This window comes from Rahnella victoriana, from assembly GCF_021276285.1.
In the GTDB taxonomy this organism is placed as follows: Bacteria; Pseudomonadota; Gammaproteobacteria; order Enterobacterales; family Enterobacteriaceae; genus Rahnella; species Rahnella victoriana.
Map to the genome: position 1 here is coordinate 420,542 of NZ_CP089919.1, position 16,523 is coordinate 437,064.

The window sequence follows — 16,523 nt, forward strand, 5'->3', positions numbered from 1 at the left end:
TAAGGTTTCACTGTGGAAAATAGCATGTCGCCCTTCGACGATGACGAGCGGGCAAACTGGAAAACACCGCTTCTTACAGGCATCTCAATCTGCCTGCTGGCTCTGGTGTGCATGAAAATCATCCAGAACTCGTCTACGCTGGCGGGCCTGTGGCTGCCGACGTCATTGTTGATCCCGGTGTTATTCCATCACAACTTCCGCCACTGGATCCCGCTGCTGTGTGCGGCCGCACTGGGTATCGCTGCCGCGCATACGCTGGTGGGCACGCCCTTTCTGCGCTATCTGCCTTATCTGCTGAACAATCTGCTGGAAGCCTCGCTGTGCGCGGCGCTTTTGCGGCGCATGCTGTCGCGGCAGGATCCGCTTTCCGGCCTGAACCAGTGGATGAAATTTCTGCTTATCGCCGTGATTTTCTGCCCGCTGGTCAGTTCGGTGATCATGATGCTGTTTATTCTGCATGTGCATTCGCCGGAGGAATTGCAGAACCGTTTTGCCACCTGGTACATGTCAGAAGCCGTGGCTATTCTGGCACTGACGCCGCTGGGGCTGGTGTATCAGCGGGGTTATCTGACTAAGCTGCTCGCCTCACCGCATTTTTTCGGGCTGCTGCTGACCTTAATCCTGACGCTGGTCGCCGGTTTTCTGGCACTGAAATGGCTGCCTTACACCTTTGCGTTTATCACCATCCCGTTGTTGTGGTGCGCTATCCGCCTGCCCCGTGTGGAAGCGTTTATTGTTTTTCTGTCGATGACGCTGATGATCGCCCTGCTGCACACCAGCGGGATCATCACCGTGCAACCGCATACCATGCAGGTGCCGCAGGGATTAATCTTCCTGCCGTTACTGCTGATCCTGTTACCGGCGAACGCCATGGCGATGGCCATGCATGCCCTGCGCGCTGAAAAATCGCACATTACCCAGAGCGAAAATCGTTTCCGCAATGCGATGGAATATTCCGCCATCGGCATGGCGCTGGTGTCACCGCAGGGGCAACTTTTACAGGTCAATAAAGCCCTGTGTAACCTGCTGGGCTATGAATCGGATTACCTGACCACCTTGAATTTTCAGGAAATTACCTATCACGAAGACCTGAGTAATGACCTTGCCTTACTGAATCAGTTACTCGCCGATGAAATTCAGAGCTACACCCTGGAAAAACGCTACCTGCGCCGCAACGGGGAAACTGTCTGGGCATTTCTGGCCGTTTCACTGGTGCGCGACGAACAGCATAATCCGCTGTATTTCATCTCACAGATTGAAGATATCAACGAACTCAAGCACACCGAGATGACCAACAAGCGCCTGTCGGAAGCGCTGCATGAAGAAAAAGAACTGCTGCACATCACCCTGAATTCCATCAACGAAGCGGTGATTTCAACCGACCGGAATATGAACATCACCTTTATGAATCCGGTCGCCGAGAAGATGACCGGCTGGAAGGAGCAGCAGGCGCAGGGGCAGCCGGTCAACCGCATTGTGGTGATCAGCAAAGGCCCGGATGGCCCGCTGATCGACAACCTGCTGCACTTTGATATCAACGAAAACCTGCACTCTTCCGTCGAGCGGTCGCTGGTGCTGCACGGTTATCACACCGGTTTGTTCGATGTACAGCTGGCCGTTTCCCCGCTGCGTACCCTGAAAGATGAACCGATCGGCATTGTGCTGGTGATTCAGGACGTCAGTAAATCCCGCGAACTGATGCGTAAGCTCAGCCACAGCGCGTCACACGATTTATTAACCGGACTGGCAAACCGGGGCAGTTTCGAATCGAGCCTGAAAAAAGCCCTGAATCTGACCGCCACACAGCATCAGCCTCACGGTCTGGCCTTTATCGATCTGGATCACTTCAAGGCCATTAATGACACCGCAGGTCACGCGGCCGGGGATGAATTACTGCGCCAGATCAGCGCACTGATGCAGGAACATATCCGCAACAGCGACCGGCTGGCGCGGCTGGGCGGCGATGAATTTGCGCTGATCCTGTTTGATTGTCCGCTGGAACAGGGGCTGGCGATGCTGACGCAACTGATCGATAAAATTAACGGCTTCCCGTTTATGTGGGAAGGCAAAATCTACCGCATCGGTGCCAGTGCCGGGCTGACGGAAATAAACGATGCGAATGTCAGTGGCAGTGAATATATGGCGCAGGCGGATATGGCCTGTTATACCGCCAAACATCACGGACGCGGGCGGGTATTTCGTTACGAGCCGGGGCAGAAAACCGCAAAAGCGCATCTGACAGGCGAATAACCGGTCACGGCGTATCGGGCTGCCAGTCGTTGTTGAACCACAAATGCAGCGTGGCGTAGGTGCGCCACGGTTTCCACACTTCGGCATAGCGGGCGATTTTTCCCGGCGTCATGCCCGGAAAACGCTGTTTAATCAGATAGTCACCGCCGAGAAACACGTCTGGCGCGGACCAGGCCCGCATCGCCACATAACTGGCGGTCCAGCTGCCAATGCCCGGCATCGCCAGCAGCCGTTTTATGCCCTCCTGCACATCCGTGATGTCATCAAGCGGTAAACGCCCTTCTGCCACCGCCTGCGCAAAACCAATCAGCCCGGCTGCGCGTCTGGCCTGCACGCCGATACCGCGCAAATCCTCCACCGTTAACTGCCCGACAACCGCCGGAGACGGGAACAAATGCGTCAGCGCCGCAAACGGCGTACTGACCGGCTCGCCCCATTTTTCAGTCAGCCGCGTCGCCAGTGTCGCCGCCATTTTTACGCTCACCAGTTGCCCGAGGATCGCCCGCACCACCAGTTCAAAACGGTCAGCACATCCCGGCAGGCGCAATCCCACGGCATTTTCCGCCAGCGCCCCCAGACCTTCGGCGATAAGCTGTGGCTGCGCGTCCAGATCCAGCAGACGTCGAACCTGCGCAGCCACCTTCTCCGCCACCGGCGAGAGTGACGGCGACACCTCCAGCTCGACGCCGTCGCGCTCAGGTAACGGCCGCAGCCGCAGCCAGCCGGTCAGGCGCTGGTCATTGTGCATCACCGCCAGCGTACGCTGGTAATATTCGCCATCCTGCTGCTCCACGCCCTGCAAGGCACGCGCGCCGAGAAACGCCGTCATCCATTGCCAGTCATACGGAGGCTGATAGGTCAGAAACAGAGTGGTCACAGGAGGCTCCTTATAAAAAAGCCTCCCGGAAGGAGGCTATATGTCTCGCATCTCCAAAATAACCGGAGTTGCAGCAAGGCGGCAAGTGAACGAATCCCGGGGAGCTGACATAAGTCAGTGACCCGGGTTCGCGAACGCAGCCAACGCGGCGGCGGTTTCAGCTATGAAGGAAATTATTTGCGACGCCAGGTGGTACCGGCCGGTCCGTCTTCTAACACGATGCCCATTTCATTCAGACGATCGCGCGCTTTATCCGCCATGCCCCAGTCTTTGCTGGCGCGGGCATCGTTACGTTGTTTGATCAACGCTTCGATTTCAGCGACTTCATCATCGTTATCCGCCTGCGCGCCTGATTTCAGGAACTGCTCCGGATCCTGCTCCAGCAGGCCAAGCACGCCCGCCAGCTGACGCAGTTCCGCCGCCAGACCGTTGGCCGCAGACAGGTCTTCCGCTTTCAGACGGTTGATGTCACGCGCCATATCGAACAGCACGGAATAGGCTTCCGGCGTGTTGAAATCGTCGTCCATGGCCGCACGGAAACGCGCAACAAACGCGTCGCCACCGGCTGGCGCGGCACTGACGTCAGTCCCGCGCAGCGCGGTATACAGGCGTTCCATCGAGGTACGCGCCAGTTTCAGGTTCTCTTCACTGTAGTTCAGCTGGCTGCGGTAATGACCCGACATCAGGAAGTAACGCACGCTTTCGGCATCGTAATATTTCAGCACATCGCGCACGGTGAAAAAGTTATCCAGCGATTTGGACATCTTTTCGCGGTCGATCATCACCATGCCGGAGTGCATCCAGGTGTTGACGTACGGGCCGTCGTGCGCGCAGCTTGACTGTGCAATTTCGTTTTCGTGGTGCGGGAACATCAGATCAGAACCGCCGCCGTGAATGTCGAAATGCGCACCAAGTTGTTTGCAGTTCATCGCCGAACATTCGATGTGCCAGCCCGGACGGCCTTCGCCCCACGGAGAAGTCCAGCTCGGTTCGCCCGGTTTGGACATTTTCCACAGCACGAAATCCATCGGATTGCGTTTGACGTTAGCTTCTACTTCCACGCGAGCACCGGCCTGAAGCTGGTCCAGATCCTGACGGGATAACACACCGTAATCAGGATCGCTTTCCACCCAGAACATCACGTCGCCGTTCGATGCGACATAAGCGTGATCGCGGTCGATCAGCTTCTGTACGATATCGATAATTTCATGAATATGCTGCGTGGCGCGCGGTTCGGAGTCGGGCGGCAAAATGTTCAGGGAGGCGAAATCCGCGTGCATTTCCGCGATCATACGCTCTGTCAGCGTCATGAACGTTTCGCCCTTTTCAGCCGCACGTTTAATGATTTTGTCGTCGATATCGGTGATGTTACGCACGTATTTCAGGTCATAACCGAGGTAACGCAGGTAACGCGATACCACGTCGAAAGACACAAAGGTGCGACCGTGGCCGATATGACACAGGTCGTAAACAGTGATCCCACACACGTACATCCCGACTTTACCGGCATGAATTGGCTTGAATTCCTCTTTTTGGCGACTCAGGGTATTAAAAATCTTCAGCATCAGGCTATTCCGTGTGTTGGGCGTAGAAAATGACGTTGGCGCATTTAAGCGACACTAACGGCCATAATATAACGAAAATGATTTCACCGAAACGGCATAAGGCCGCCGGACGGGCTTTAGTGGTCACAAAGGCGCTGCTGACGGCAACTTTTGAGTTATGGTATAAGAAAAGGCTATAGTAGCCGCTCTGACAGAGAGCACACATCAACATTAGCAGGATGATAATTATGGTCACTTTACACACCAACCACGGCGACATCGTCATTAAAACTTTCGCAGACAAAGCGCCAGCCACGGTTGAGAACTTCCTGAACTATTGCCGTAAAGGCTTCTACGACAACACCATTTTCCACCGTGTGATTAACGGTTTCATGATCCAGGGCGGCGGTTTTGAGCCTGGCATGAACCAGAAAAACACCGATGCACCAATCGATAACGAAGCAGACAACGGCCTGAAAAACACCAAAGGCACGCTGGCGATGGCCCGTACCAACGATCCGCACTCTGCCACGGCACAGTTCTTCATCAACGTCACTGACAACGATTTCCTGAACCACAGCGGCAAAAACGCACAGGGTTGGGGTTACTGCGTATTCGCAGAAGTGGTTGAAGGTCAGGACGTGGTTGACGCGATCAAAGCGGTGAAAACCGGTCGCAGCGGCATGCATCAGGACGTTCCACAAGAAGATGTTGTGATCAAAAGCGTCACAGTCAGCGAATAATCAACGTCGGGATGACCACGTTTTTTATCGCAGATATCCATCTTTGCGCACAGGAACCGGCAATCACTGCCGGTTTTCTGCGTTTTCTGCGTGAAGATGCGCCGCAGGCCGACGCCCTGTACATCCTCGGCGACCTGTTCGAAGCCTGGATTGGCGACGACGATCCGCAACCGCTTCACGCTGACATCTCCGCCGCACTCAATCAGTTACACCAGCAAGGCGTACCGTGCTTTTTCATTCATGGCAATCGCGATTTTCTGCTCGGCAGACGTTTCGCCCGCGACAGCCTGATGACGTTGCTGCCGGAGAAAAAAGTGCTCGAGTTGTACGGACGCCGCGTGCTGATCCTGCACGGCGACACGCTGTGTACCGACGATGTCGCGTATCAGAACTTCCGCAAAAAAGTGCACAATCCGTTTATCCAGAAACTGTTCCTGATGCTGCCGCTGAAATGGCGACTGGCGATTGCTGCCAGAATGCGCGCCAACAGCAAAGCGTCTAATCAGGGCAAATCCATGGACATTATGGATGTGAACCCGCAGGCGGTGGTCAGTGAAATGCAGATGGCGGGCGTCGAATGGATGATCCACGGTCACACCCATCGGCCAGCCATTCACGATGTCCCGCTCGGTAACAAAACCGGCCATCGTGTGGTACTCGGCGCCTGGCACGAAGAAGGCTCAATGGTGAAAGTCACCGCCGATAACGTCGAGCTGATAAGATTCCCGTTTTGAGTCACCTCAACGTTACCCGAAATAATTTGAGTTGCTGGAAGGCGACAAGCTCATGAATCCCCGGGAGCTTAGCTGACTAAGTGACCGGGGTGAATGAGCGCAGTCAACGCATCAGCAGCTCGAAGTATGAAGGGTAACGGGTACGCCTGAATGGAAGCGGAACTGCTCGTCCGGGGTTAAGATCAGTTCCGCTTCAATCCTGCCAAACTCCTCCACACGCTCGCTGATATCCGTCCCGGCGTATTGCTCTGCCAGTGCCAGATAGTCGGCAAAATGCCGTGATTCTGAACGCAGCAACGAGGTGTAAAAGCGCGACAAGGTTTCATCGAGATGCGGTGCAATCTTGGCAAAACGCTCGCAGGAACGCGCTTCGATGTAGGCCCCGATAATCAGCCGGTCGACCAGAATATTCAGATCATCGTGATGGCGGGTATGTTTAATCATGCCGCTGGCGTAGCGCGACGGGGAAAGCTGGGTATAGGTGATATTGCGCTTTTGCATGATCTCCACCACTTGTTCGAAGTGATGAAGTTCTTCACGCGCTAGACGCGCCGCGCAAAACAGCAGTTCGGTGCGCTCAAGGTATTTGGTCATCAGGCTCATCGCCGTGGCCGCCGCCTTCTTTTCACAGTTAGCGTGGTCGATCAGCATCACCGTCTGATTTTCCAGCGCCACATCCACCCACAGCGCGGGCGTTTCACAGTGAAGAAAATCATAAATCGGTGCCAGTAAAGCCTGCGTCATAAATCAGTTTCCAGTCAGGTGTGTCATCAATATCGTGGTGTGGATTATACAAATCTGCCGCCCACTTCTCACCAAAAATGCACCGTTTTGCGGCGACGCAACCGTTTTCCTCCCTCACGGAGCATGCTATCATTTGCGCCCTCGCAGTTTCTATTTCCGAATCACAGGAGCTTTACAGACATGTCATCCAACGTTACCCCGGCAAAAATCGCCATCGTTATGGGGTCTAAAAGTGACTGGGCGACCATGCAGTTCGCCGCAGAAGTTCTCACAACGCTGAATATTCCTTTCCATGTCGATATCGTCTCCGCTCACCGTACGCCGGATAAATTGTTCACTTTTGCTGAGCAGGCTTCCGCCAACGGCTTTGATGTGATCATTGCGGGTGCCGGTGGCGCAGCGCATTTACCGGGCATGCTGGCGGCAAAAACGCTGGTGCCGGTGCTCGGTGTACCGGTGCAAAGTGCTGCACTGAGCGGCATCGACAGCCTGTATTCCATCGTGCAAATGCCGCGCGGCATCCCGGTCGGTACGCTGGCGATTGGTAAAGCCGGTGCGGCAAACGCTGCATTACTGGCTGCACAAATTCTGGCGCTGCACGATGCTGAGATTGCCAAAAATCTGGCCGCGTGGCGCATCGCACAAACCGACGAAGTGCTGAACAATCCCGATCCGCGGGAGGAAGCATGAAGCCGGTTTGCGTACTCGGAAACGGTCAGTTAGGCAGAATGCTGCGTCAGGCCGGTGAACCGCTGGGCATCGCCGTTTATCCTGTGGGTCTGGATGCCGAACCGGAAGCCGTGCCGTATCAGCAAAGCGTGATCACCGCTGAAATCGAACGCTGGCCGGAAACGGCACTGACCCGCGAACTGGCGACGCACAATGCGTTCGTTAACCGCGACATATTTCCGCGTCTGGCCGATCGCCTGACGCAAAAACAATTGCTCGACCAGCTCGGTCTGACGACCGCGCCGTGGCAGTTACTGGCTGATGCCGCCGAATGGCCGCAGGTCTTCTCCCAGCTTGGCGAACTGGCGATTGTTAAACGCCGCGTCGGCGGCTACGACGGCCGTGGTCAGTGGCGTCTGCGTTCCGGCGAAGAACATACCCTGCCGCAGGATTGCTACGGCGAATGCATCGTTGAACAGGGCATCAACTTCTCCGGCGAAGTTTCGCTGGTCGGCGCACGGGGTCACGACGGCAAAACCGTCTTTTATCCGCTGACCCACAACCTGCACCAGGACGGCATTCTGCGCACCAGCGTTGCGCTGCCGCAACCTGACGCTGCCCTGCAACAGCAGGCGGAAAGCATGCTGTCGGCGATCATGAACGAACTGAATTATGTCGGCGTAATGGCGATGGAATGTTTCGTGGTCAGCGAAGGTTTACTGATCAATGAACTGGCTCCGCGTGTCCACAACAGCGGGCACTGGACGCAAAACGGCGCATCTTACAGCCAGTTTGAAATGCATCTGCGCGCCATTCTGGGTCTGCCGCTGCCGAAACCGGTCGTCAGCACGCCGTCGGTGATGGTGAATCTGATCGGCACAGATGTCTCAGAAGAATGGCTGAGCCTGCCGCTGGTCAATCTGCACTGGTACGAGAAAGAGGTGCGTCCCGGCCGTAAAGTCGGACACCTGAACCTTAACGACGCCAGCGCCAGCCTGCTGAAAGCCAACCTCAACGCACTGGTTCCGATGCTGCCGGAAGAATACGCCAGCGGCATTGAATGGGCAGTTGAAAAGATTTGATTTGATCGGCTCCCTCCCCTGCGAAGGGGAGGGTTGGGGTGGGGTATTAAGGTCAAAATCCAATAGTTAAAGTGCGCTTTGACAAAGAGTTAGCCCTTAAAACCCCCTCCCGCCCTCCCCCTTCGCAGGGGGAGGAGAAAAGCTCGATCGGCTCCCTCCCCTGCGAAGGGGAGGGTTGGGGTGGGGTATTAAGGTCAAAATCCAGTAGTTAAAGTGTGCTTTGACAAAGAGTTAGCCCTTAAAACCCCCTCCCTGCCTTCCCCTTCGCAGGGGGAGGAGCAAACCATTAACTATCGTATTGCCGGAACAACGCCCGCCCCCGCAGCAACCGCACGCCCAGCCATCCCCCGCAGACGGACAACAGCACGGCGCTGACAACCGGCACCGCAATCCACATCAGATAATTGGGTTCCCACGGGAAATCGAACACTTTGCGTTGCAGCAGCCATAATGCGGCTTCCGCGCCGATCGCCGCCGCAATACCCGCCACCAGCCCGAGCACGGCAAACTCACACCACAGTGTGCGGTGCAGCATTTTTTTGCTGGCACCCAGCGTGCGGTACACAATCAGTTCCTGACGTCGCTGACGCATACCGACCTGAATCTGCGCCAGCAGCAGCAATCCGCCGCACAGCATCACCAGGATCACCATCACTTCCAGCGCCCTGCTCACCTGCTGCAACACCTGTCCGACCTGACGCAGGATCGAACCGATATCCAGCAGACTCAGCGTCGGGAACTGGCGGTTAAGCTGCGTGATCGTGCGGTCATCACCGTGATAGCGGAAACTGGTCAGCCAGCTTTGCGGCTGTGCATCCAGCGCCCCCGGCGGGAAGATGAAGTAGAAATTCGGCTTCAGGCTGTCCCAGTCCACTTTTCGCAGGCTGGTAATTCTGGCGCTGAACTCCTGCGTATCGCCGCTGAAGGTCACCGTATCCCCGAGTTTCAGTCCCAGACGTCCCGCCAGCCCTTCATCAACCGACACTTCACCGGCTTTTGGCGGCCCGTTACCGGCGACCAGCGGATTATGATCCGGCAGCCCTGCCATCCAGGTCAGATTCAGCTCACGGTTCACCGCTTCGCCGCCTGCGTCATCCGGCTTAATGATGTCGGTGGCAATCTGGTCGTTAATTTTGGTCAGACGAACCCGCACAATCGGATAGAAGGTTTCCGGCGCGGCGTTATGCTGATGCAGGAAATCCGTCACCTGCGGAATTTGCTCTTTGGTGATATTGAGCAGGAAGTAATTCGGGCTGTCCGGCGGCAGTTGTTGTTCCCAGCGATCCAGTAAATCCCCGCGCATCACCAGCAGCAATGCCAGCAACATAAACGACATCGAGAATGCCGCCAGCTGGCTGAGTGTCACCCACGGCTGGCGCAGCAGGCGGTTTACCGCCAGACGCAGCGGCAACTGACGGAACGTCAGCTTGCGTAACAGCAGCAGTGCGCCCCAGCCAATCACGCCGAGCAACAGTGACAGCACCAGCACGCCCGCCAGCAGCGACCAGAGCAACGAACTGCCGCCCATCAGCGCCGCCAGCAAACCGACCACCACCACAACCATCACCGGCAGGAAATAACGCAGCGGCCAGACGTTCGCCACCACATCCTGACGCAGCACCCGCAGCGGCTGGGTTGCCAGCAACTGACGATACGGACGGATGCCGATCAGCAGAGAAATCACCACCATCGCGCCCATCGACCACACCCACGGCCAGCCACCGGCAGGCGGCAACGCCGCGGGCAGAACAGGCGCCAGCACCTTCATCAGGATGGCTTCGAATACCAGCCCGACCACGCTGCCGCACAATCCTGCCAGCACCAGCACCGCCAGCCACTGTCCGATAATCAGTTTTTGCAGCGCCTTTTTCCCGGCACCCAGCGTTTTCAGTACGGCAACCAGATCGTAACGGCTGCGGCAGTAATGCCCCATCGACACCGCGATCGCCGCAATCGACAACATCAGGGTCAGCAGCGCCGACAATGTGAGGAATTGCTGTGAACGCTGTAATGATTTGCCCAGCGCGCCATCGGAATCTTCCATGCCGGTCCAGCGTTGATCCGGCTTGAGCAGCCCTTTGATCGCATCGCCATAGGTCTGAATGGCCTGCGGCGAACCGGCAAACATATAGCGATAGGTCAGACGGCTGCCCGGCTGAACCGCGCCGGTTTTCGCCACATCGTCCAGATTCATGATCACGCGTGGCGCAGTCTGGAACGGGTTAAAGCCCGAATCTGGTTCCTGCACCACCACACCGGCAATTTTCAGCGTGGTATCGCCAACATCCAGATTGTCGCCGACTTTCACGTTCAGCAGCGCCAGCAGACGCGGCGCAACCAGCACGGTGCCCGGCTCAGGTTTCAGCCCTGCCGGTTCGGTTTGCAATGTGCCATACAGCGGATACGCCAGATCGGTGGCTTTCACCGCCGCCAGTTGCGGGGTTTCGCCCGCAAAGGTCATGGTCATAAACGACAGCTGACGGCTGACGTTCAGCCCCTGCGCCTGCGCATCCTGCAACCAGGCTTCGGTAATCGGATGCGCGGACCGCAGCACACGATCCCCGGCGATAAACTCGCGGCTTTGCTGACTCAGCCCTTTGTCCATGCGGTCGCTGATACTGCCGAGCGCCAGCACACAGGCCACCGCCAGTGTCAGCGCCAGCCAGACGATCAGCAGCGAAGGCGAGCGCCATTCCCGCCAGAACCAGCGCCAGATCATGCTTCCTCCCACAATTTCCCGTCGCGCAGACGCAACCGCCGCTGACAGCGCGCCGCCAGCTGTTCATCATGCGTGACCAGAATCAGCGTCGTCGCCGCATCGCGGTTCAGGGAAAACAGCAGATCGACAATTCGTTCGCCGGTCGCGCGATCCAGATTGCCGGTCGGTTCATCGGCAAACAGTAATTTCGGTTTGCCGATGAACGCCCGCGCCAGCGCCACACGCTGCTGTTCGCCGCCGGAAAGCTGCGCCGGAAGATGATGCAGACGACCGCCCAGCCCGAGACTTTCCAGCAGCTGCACCGCCTGCTGACGGCTGCTGCTGTCGCTTTCGCCACGTAACAGCGCGGGAAGCTGGACGTTCTCCAGCGCGTTAAGCGTCGGCACCAGCATGAAAGACTGGAACACGAACCCGACATTTTTTGCCCGCAACGCCGCACGCCCTTCCTCGTTGAGATCGCGGAGGGATTTGCCCAGCAATTTCACATCACCGTCGGTGCCGTCATCCAGCCCGGCAAGAATGCCCAGCAAAGTGGATTTGCCGGAACCGGATTCGCCAATCAGGGCAATTGTCTGGGCAGGTTTGACAACCAGCTCCACACCGGACAGGATGGTGAGCTGACTTTCACCCTGACCGACGTGCTTACTTAGATGATGAACTTCAAGAACATTTTCCGCTGGCATCTCCCCTTCCTTATGTTGTTAGGATTATTGAGTTTTCGCGCCGTGGCTGCTGATAACTTACTGATTATTGGCGACAGTTTGAGTGCTGTCTATCGTCTGCCGGTCGCCGAATCCTGGCCGACATTACTGAATAACAAATGGCAAAAAGAAGGCGGAAAACCCGTCATTATTAACGCCAGCATCAGCGGCGATACCGCTGAACAGGGGCTGGCGCGTCTGCCGTCCTTGCTGCAACAGCATCATCCGCGCTGGGTACTGATTGAACTGGGGGCCAACGATGGCCTGCGGGGTTTTCCGCCACAAGCCCTTTCCCAAACCCTGACGAAAGTGATCGCACAGGTTAAACAAGCCGGTGCGCAGCCGCTGCTGATGCAAATCCGCCTGCCGCCTAACTATGGCCGCCGCTACGGTGACGCGTTCTACGCCCTTTATCCGGCGCTGGCGAAGCAGGAAAATATCCCGCTGGTGCCGTTCTTTATGGAGCAGGTCGCCGTCAAACCCGAATGGATGCAGGACGACGGTTTACACCCGGCACTGGCGGCACAACCGTTTATCGCCGACTGGATGTCAGAAAAACTCACACCGCTGCTGACGCATCAGGGTTAACATACGGCATATAAAAATAATAACGGGACGTGAGTAAAACCAAGACGTTACCTTTTTCACCCGACTCCCTAGTAAATCACAGTCATAAAAAATAGGGACACCTCACAGGTAAAGTTATGCAAAAAGCAGTATTAATTACCGGTTGCTCCAGTGGTATCGGGCTGGTTGCCGCCCAGGATTTGCGCACACGCGGTTATCGGGTACTGGCGGCGTGCCGTAAACCACAGGATATCGACACGCTGCAACAGATGGGTTTTGAAACTGTTCAGCTGGATCTGGATGATCCGAAGAGCGTTGAACAGGCAGCCGATGAGGTGATTGCGCTGACCGGCAACCGCCTGTACGGCCTGTTTAACAACGCCGGTTTTGGCGTTTACGGGCCGCTCAGCACCATCAGCCGCGGGCAGTTCGAAAAGCAATTTTCCACCAATCTTTTCGGCACACATCAGCTGACACAATTGTTACTGCCCGCCATGTTGCCGCACGGCGAAGGCCGTATTATCCAGACCAGCTCGGTGATGGGGCTGATTACCACGCCGCGCCGGGGCGTCTATGCCGCCAGTAAATTTGCGCTGGAAGCCTGGTCGGACACCCTGCGCATGGAGCTGCACGGCACCGGCATTCAGGTCAGCCTGATAGAACCCGGCCCGCTGACCAGCAATTTCACCGCCAATGTGAATCAGTCACAGGCCGATCAGCCGGTCGAAAATCCGGGCATTGCCCGTCGTTTTACACTGACGCCGGAGGCAGTTTTGCCAAAACTGCACCATGCTTTAGAAAACCCGCGCGCGCGCCTGCGTTATCCGGTCACGCTGGTCGCCCATGCCCTGACCGTGCTGAAACGCCTTTTACCCGCGCGCGTACTGGACAAATTATTACGCGGAAACAGCTAAGTAAAAGCGATAAGGGGTTGAAGCGGCACGAGTCGCCCCCATTTCATTTTTAATGCTTTTAACGCCTTAGTCAGAGAGACAGAATTCATGCTTCCTACAATTATCGATATCAACGAAACCAACCTGCACCAGACGCTGGAACAATCCATGTCCGTGCCGGTGATGTTCTATTTCTGGTCTGAGCGCAGCCAGCATTGTCTGCAACTGGGGCCGATCCTCGACAAACTGGCTGCGGAATACGCCGGTCAGCTGATCCTGGCGAAAGTGGACTGCGACACCGAGCAGATGATTGCTCAGCAGTTTGGTCTGCGTTCAATCCCGGCGGTGTACCTGTTTAAAGACGGTCAGCCTGTCGATGGTTTCCAGGGGCCGCAGCCGGAAGAAGTCATCCGTGAACTGCTGCAAAAAGTGTTGCCGAAAGAAGAAGAGCTGAAACTGGCTCAGGCGCAGGAACTGTTGCAGGCGGGCAACGTCGCGGAAGCCCTGCCGTTGCTGAAAGATGCCTGGCAGCTGAGCAATTACCGCAGTGATATCGGCCTGCTGCTGGCGGAAACGCAAATTCACCTCAACCGCTCCGACGACGCTGAAGCCGTACTGGCGACCATCCCGTTACAGGATAAAGACTCCCGTTATCAGGGATTGATCGCGCAGATCGAGTTGCTGAAACAGGCCGCTGACACGCCGGAAATTCAGCTGCTGCAACAGGAACTCCAGCAGGATCCTGAAAACGCCGAGCTGGTGGTGAAACTCAGCCTGCAACTGCATCAGGTCGGGCGTAACGAAGAAGCGCTGGAACTGCTGATGGCACCGCTGAAAAAAGATCTGGGTGCGGCAAATGGCGCGGCGCGTAAAACGCTGATGGATATCATGGCGGCACTGGGCACCGGCGATGCGCTGGCTGCCAAATATCGCCGTCAGTTATATTCTCTGCTGTATTAATTCATCAGATTTACCGCTGAATCAGGCTACGCACGTCACTTCACCGGACGTGCGTTTTTTTTGGCTTTTTCCCCGTCTTTTATCCCCTGAACTATCCTTTATTAATACGATGACTTAACGATTTGTGCGACAATTGAGCACGCGCCTGACCGGTCGGTGAGTGCGCCAGGGACATGTTTTTATTCGATTATTCCCTCAGGAATAATCAGGACACAGTTTTACAGGAGTTTCATACTATGTTTGACCTCATTCCCATTCCTATCCTCATTCTGATCGTGCTGGCGCTACTGGTGGTGTACGCCGGGATCAAGATCGTGCCACAGGGCTATCAGTGGACAGTTGAACGCTTTGGCCGTTATACCAAAACCCTGATGCCGGGGCTGAATCTGGTCGTGCCGTTTGTTGACCGCATCGGCCGCAAAATCAATATGATGGAACAGGTGCTAGACATTCCTTCTCAGGAAGTGATTTCCCGCGATAACGCCAATGTCGCCATCGATGCCGTGTGTTTTATTCAGGTGATTGATCCGGCGCGCGCCGCCTATGAAGTCAGCAATCTGGAGCAGGCGATCGTCAACCTGACCATGACCAACTTCCGTACCGTGCTTGGCTCGATGGAACTGGACGAGATGCTATCACAACGCGACAACATCAACGCACGTTTGCTGCATATCGTCGATGAAGCCACCAATCCGTGGGGCGTGAAAATCACCCGTATCGAGATCCGCGATGTGCGCCCACCGGCTGAACTGATTTCCGCGATGAATGCGCAGATGAAAGCCGAACGCACAAAACGTGCCGATATTCTGGAAGCCGAAGGCGTGCGTCAGTCCGCTATTTTGCGTGCTGAAGGTGAAAAACAGTCACAAATCCTGAAAGCGGAAGGTGAACGTCAGTCTGCCTTCCTGCAGGCAGAAGCGCGTGAACGTGCGGCGGAAGCGGAAGCGCAGGCAACCAAAATGGTATCTGAAGCCATTGAAGCGGGCAGCGTCCAGGCGATTAACTACTTCGTCGCGCAAAAATACACGGATGCGCTGACCAAAATTGGTTCTGCGAATAATAGCAAAATCATCATGATGCCGCTGGATGCCACCAGCCTGATGGGGTCTATCGGCGGGATTGCTGAGCTGCTGAAAGAAACCAAAGGCGGCAAATAATGCTGCATGATTTCATGGCAAATCCGCACGTATTCTGGCTGTCTCTGGGCGGCCTGTTGCTGGCGGCTGAGCTGGTCGGTGCGAGTGGTTACTTGCTGTGGAGCGGCGTGGCAGCGGCCTTAGTGGGCGCTGTCACCTGGATCCTGCCGTTGCCGTGGGAATGGCAGGGCACGGCGTTCGCGCTGCTGACCATTCTGGCGGCGTGGTTGTGGTGGAAATGGCTGAATCTGCGTGCCGATAAACCGGCCGGTAATTCAGCCCTGAACCAGCGCGGCCAGCAGTTAGTGGGTACTTACGCCACCGTGCTGGAACCGGTAACCAATCAGTTTACGCGGGTACAAATCGGTGACAGCAGCTGGCGCGCAATCTGCACCTCGCCGCTCAATGTCGGTGACAAAGTGATGATCACCGGCGTGGAAGGCGCCACGCTGCGCGTGGAACCTGAGGTTCGCTAAAACCCCCTCTCAGTGTTTGTGACAACAGCCACTGAGATTGTCGATGATCGGGCAATCCGCGCCATCGTCACCGGGGCAGGATTCCGCCAGCGTCAGTAAGCGCTCACGCATGGCTTTAAGCTCTTCAATGTGCCGCGCAATTTCGGCGGCCTTTTCTAACGTCCGCGCTTTAACATCCGCACTGTGCCGGTCAGGATTGTGGAACAACGCCACCAGCTCCTGACACTCTTCCAGCGTGAAACCGACCTGTCGTGCCTGACGCAGTAAGGTCAGTTCTTCGATATGTTTTTGTGCATAACTGCGGTAGCCGTTTTCGCTGCGAGCCGGTGCGGTGACCAGCCCTTTCTCTTCATAAAAACGGATGGCTTTACTGGTCAGCCCGGTTTTTTTCGCCACATCACTGATGTTCATTTCGCCTCCACGACAAC

16 protein-coding genes are annotated in these 16,523 nt (G+C 56.2%); 10 read left to right on the forward strand and 6 right to left on the reverse strand.

What is annotated here, in order from left to right; genetic code table 11:
• Nucleotides 1-24 precede the first annotated feature (24 nt).
• Nucleotides 25-2,250 carry a diguanylate cyclase gene (locus J9880_RS02150; RefSeq protein ID WP_131692678.1) on the forward strand — a complete coding sequence of 742 codons (2,226 nt, stop codon included), beginning with the start codon at nucleotides 25-27 and terminating at the stop codon, nucleotides 2,248-2,250.
• A 4-nt stretch (nucleotides 2,251-2,254) separates the two neighbouring features.
• Here J9880_RS02150 and alkA read toward each other — a convergent pair whose 3' ends face one another.
• Together alkA and cysS are read right to left on the reverse strand one after the other, a co-directional pair.
• Entirely contained in the window at nucleotides 2,255-3,127 is an 873-nt protein-coding gene (alkA, locus tag J9880_RS02155; protein WP_119826725.1) for a DNA-3-methyladenine glycosylase 2, read from the reverse strand.
• Between the two features lie 173 nt (nucleotides 3,128-3,300).
• The gene (gene cysS / locus J9880_RS02160) at nucleotides 3,301-4,692 is read right to left on the reverse strand and encodes a cysteine--tRNA ligase (RefSeq protein WP_119826728.1); all 1,392 of its coding nucleotides are present in this window, start codon (nucleotides 4,690-4,692) and stop codon (nucleotides 3,301-3,303) included.
• A gap of 227 nt (nucleotides 4,693-4,919) precedes the next feature.
• Between cysS and ppiB the strand changes: the two genes are divergently transcribed.
• Together ppiB and lpxH are read left to right on the forward strand one after the other, a co-directional pair.
• Nucleotides 4,920-5,414 carry a peptidylprolyl isomerase B gene (gene ppiB, locus J9880_RS02165; protein ID WP_095925014.1) on the forward strand — a complete coding sequence of 165 codons (495 nt, stop codon included), beginning with the start codon at nucleotides 4,920-4,922 and terminating at the stop codon, nucleotides 5,412-5,414.
• An 11-nt stretch (nucleotides 5,415-5,425) separates the two neighbouring features.
• Nucleotides 5,426-6,148 (forward strand): UDP-2,3-diacylglucosamine diphosphatase, encoded by a 723-nt coding sequence (gene lpxH / locus J9880_RS02170; protein ID WP_095925013.1) that lies wholly within the window; start codon nucleotides 5,426-5,428, stop codon nucleotides 6,146-6,148.
• A gap of 111 nt (nucleotides 6,149-6,259) precedes the next feature.
• Here lpxH and miaE read toward each other — a convergent pair whose 3' ends face one another.
• On the reverse strand, nucleotides 6,260-6,892 hold the full coding sequence (miaE, locus tag J9880_RS02175) for a tRNA-(ms[2]io[6]A)-hydroxylase (RefSeq protein ID WP_095925012.1): 633 nt from the start codon (nucleotides 6,890-6,892) through the stop codon (nucleotides 6,260-6,262).
• Between the two features lie 180 nt (nucleotides 6,893-7,072).
• On the opposite strand from miaE, the gene purE reads away from it, so the two are divergent.
• Entirely contained in the window at nucleotides 7,073-7,582 is a 510-nt protein-coding gene (gene purE, locus J9880_RS02180) for a 5-(carboxyamino)imidazole ribonucleotide mutase (RefSeq protein ID WP_095925011.1), read from the forward strand.
• Nucleotides 7,579-8,643 carry a 5-(carboxyamino)imidazole ribonucleotide synthase gene (gene purK / locus J9880_RS02185; RefSeq protein WP_232770024.1) on the forward strand — a complete coding sequence of 355 codons (1,065 nt, stop codon included), beginning with the start codon at nucleotides 7,579-7,581 and terminating at the stop codon, nucleotides 8,641-8,643. The genes purE and purK overlap by 4 nt, the downstream gene beginning before the upstream one ends.
• Before the next feature lie 286 nt (nucleotides 8,644-8,929).
• On the opposite strand, the gene ybbP is transcribed toward purK, so the two are convergent.
• Both ybbP and ybbA read right to left on the reverse strand, forming a co-directional pair.
• A complete protein-coding gene (gene ybbP / locus J9880_RS02190) occupies nucleotides 8,930-11,362 on the reverse strand; it encodes a putative ABC transporter permease subunit YbbP (RefSeq protein ID WP_119826733.1) in 2,433 nt (810 codons plus the stop codon).
• Nucleotides 11,359-12,045: a putative ABC transporter ATP-binding protein YbbA gene (gene ybbA, locus J9880_RS02195; RefSeq protein ID WP_232770025.1), complete on the reverse strand. Its 687-nt coding sequence runs from the start codon at nucleotides 12,043-12,045 to the stop codon at nucleotides 11,359-11,361. Before ybbA ends, ybbP begins: the two co-directional genes overlap by 4 nt.
• On the opposite strand from ybbA, the gene tesA reads away from it, so the two are divergent.
• The 5 genes from tesA (at nucleotide 12,016) to J9880_RS02220 (ending at nucleotide 16,095) form a co-directional block, all read left to right on the forward strand.
• Complete coding sequence (tesA, locus tag J9880_RS02200) at nucleotides 12,016-12,651, forward strand: multifunctional acyl-CoA thioesterase I/protease I/lysophospholipase L1 (RefSeq protein WP_123902755.1); 636 nt, start codon at nucleotides 12,016-12,018, stop codon at nucleotides 12,649-12,651. The genes ybbA and tesA overlap by 30 nt on opposite strands.
• Nucleotides 12,652-12,767: 116 nt before the next feature.
• Nucleotides 12,768-13,544, forward strand: a complete 777-nt coding sequence (locus J9880_RS02205; protein WP_095925006.1) for an SDR family oxidoreductase — start codon at nucleotides 12,768-12,770, stop codon at nucleotides 13,542-13,544.
• An 87-nt stretch (nucleotides 13,545-13,631) separates the two neighbouring features.
• On the forward strand, nucleotides 13,632-14,483 hold the full coding sequence (locus tag J9880_RS02210; protein WP_232770026.1) for a co-chaperone YbbN: 852 nt from the start codon (nucleotides 13,632-13,634) through the stop codon (nucleotides 14,481-14,483).
• Nucleotides 14,484-14,719: 236 nt separating this feature from the next.
• The gene (locus J9880_RS02215; protein WP_095925004.1) at nucleotides 14,720-15,640 is read left to right on the forward strand and encodes an SPFH domain-containing protein; all 921 of its coding nucleotides are present in this window, start codon (nucleotides 14,720-14,722) and stop codon (nucleotides 15,638-15,640) included.
• Nucleotides 15,640-16,095: an NfeD family protein gene (locus J9880_RS02220; RefSeq protein WP_095925003.1), complete on the forward strand. Its 456-nt coding sequence runs from the start codon at nucleotides 15,640-15,642 to the stop codon at nucleotides 16,093-16,095. The genes J9880_RS02215 and J9880_RS02220 overlap by 1 nt, the downstream gene beginning before the upstream one ends.
• A 9-nt stretch (nucleotides 16,096-16,104) precedes the next feature.
• Here J9880_RS02220 and cueR read toward each other — a convergent pair whose 3' ends face one another.
• Entirely contained in the window at nucleotides 16,105-16,506 is a 402-nt protein-coding gene (gene cueR, locus J9880_RS02225) for a Cu(I)-responsive transcriptional regulator (protein ID WP_095925002.1), read from the reverse strand.
• Between the last annotated feature and the right edge of the window lie 17 nt (nucleotides 16,507-16,523).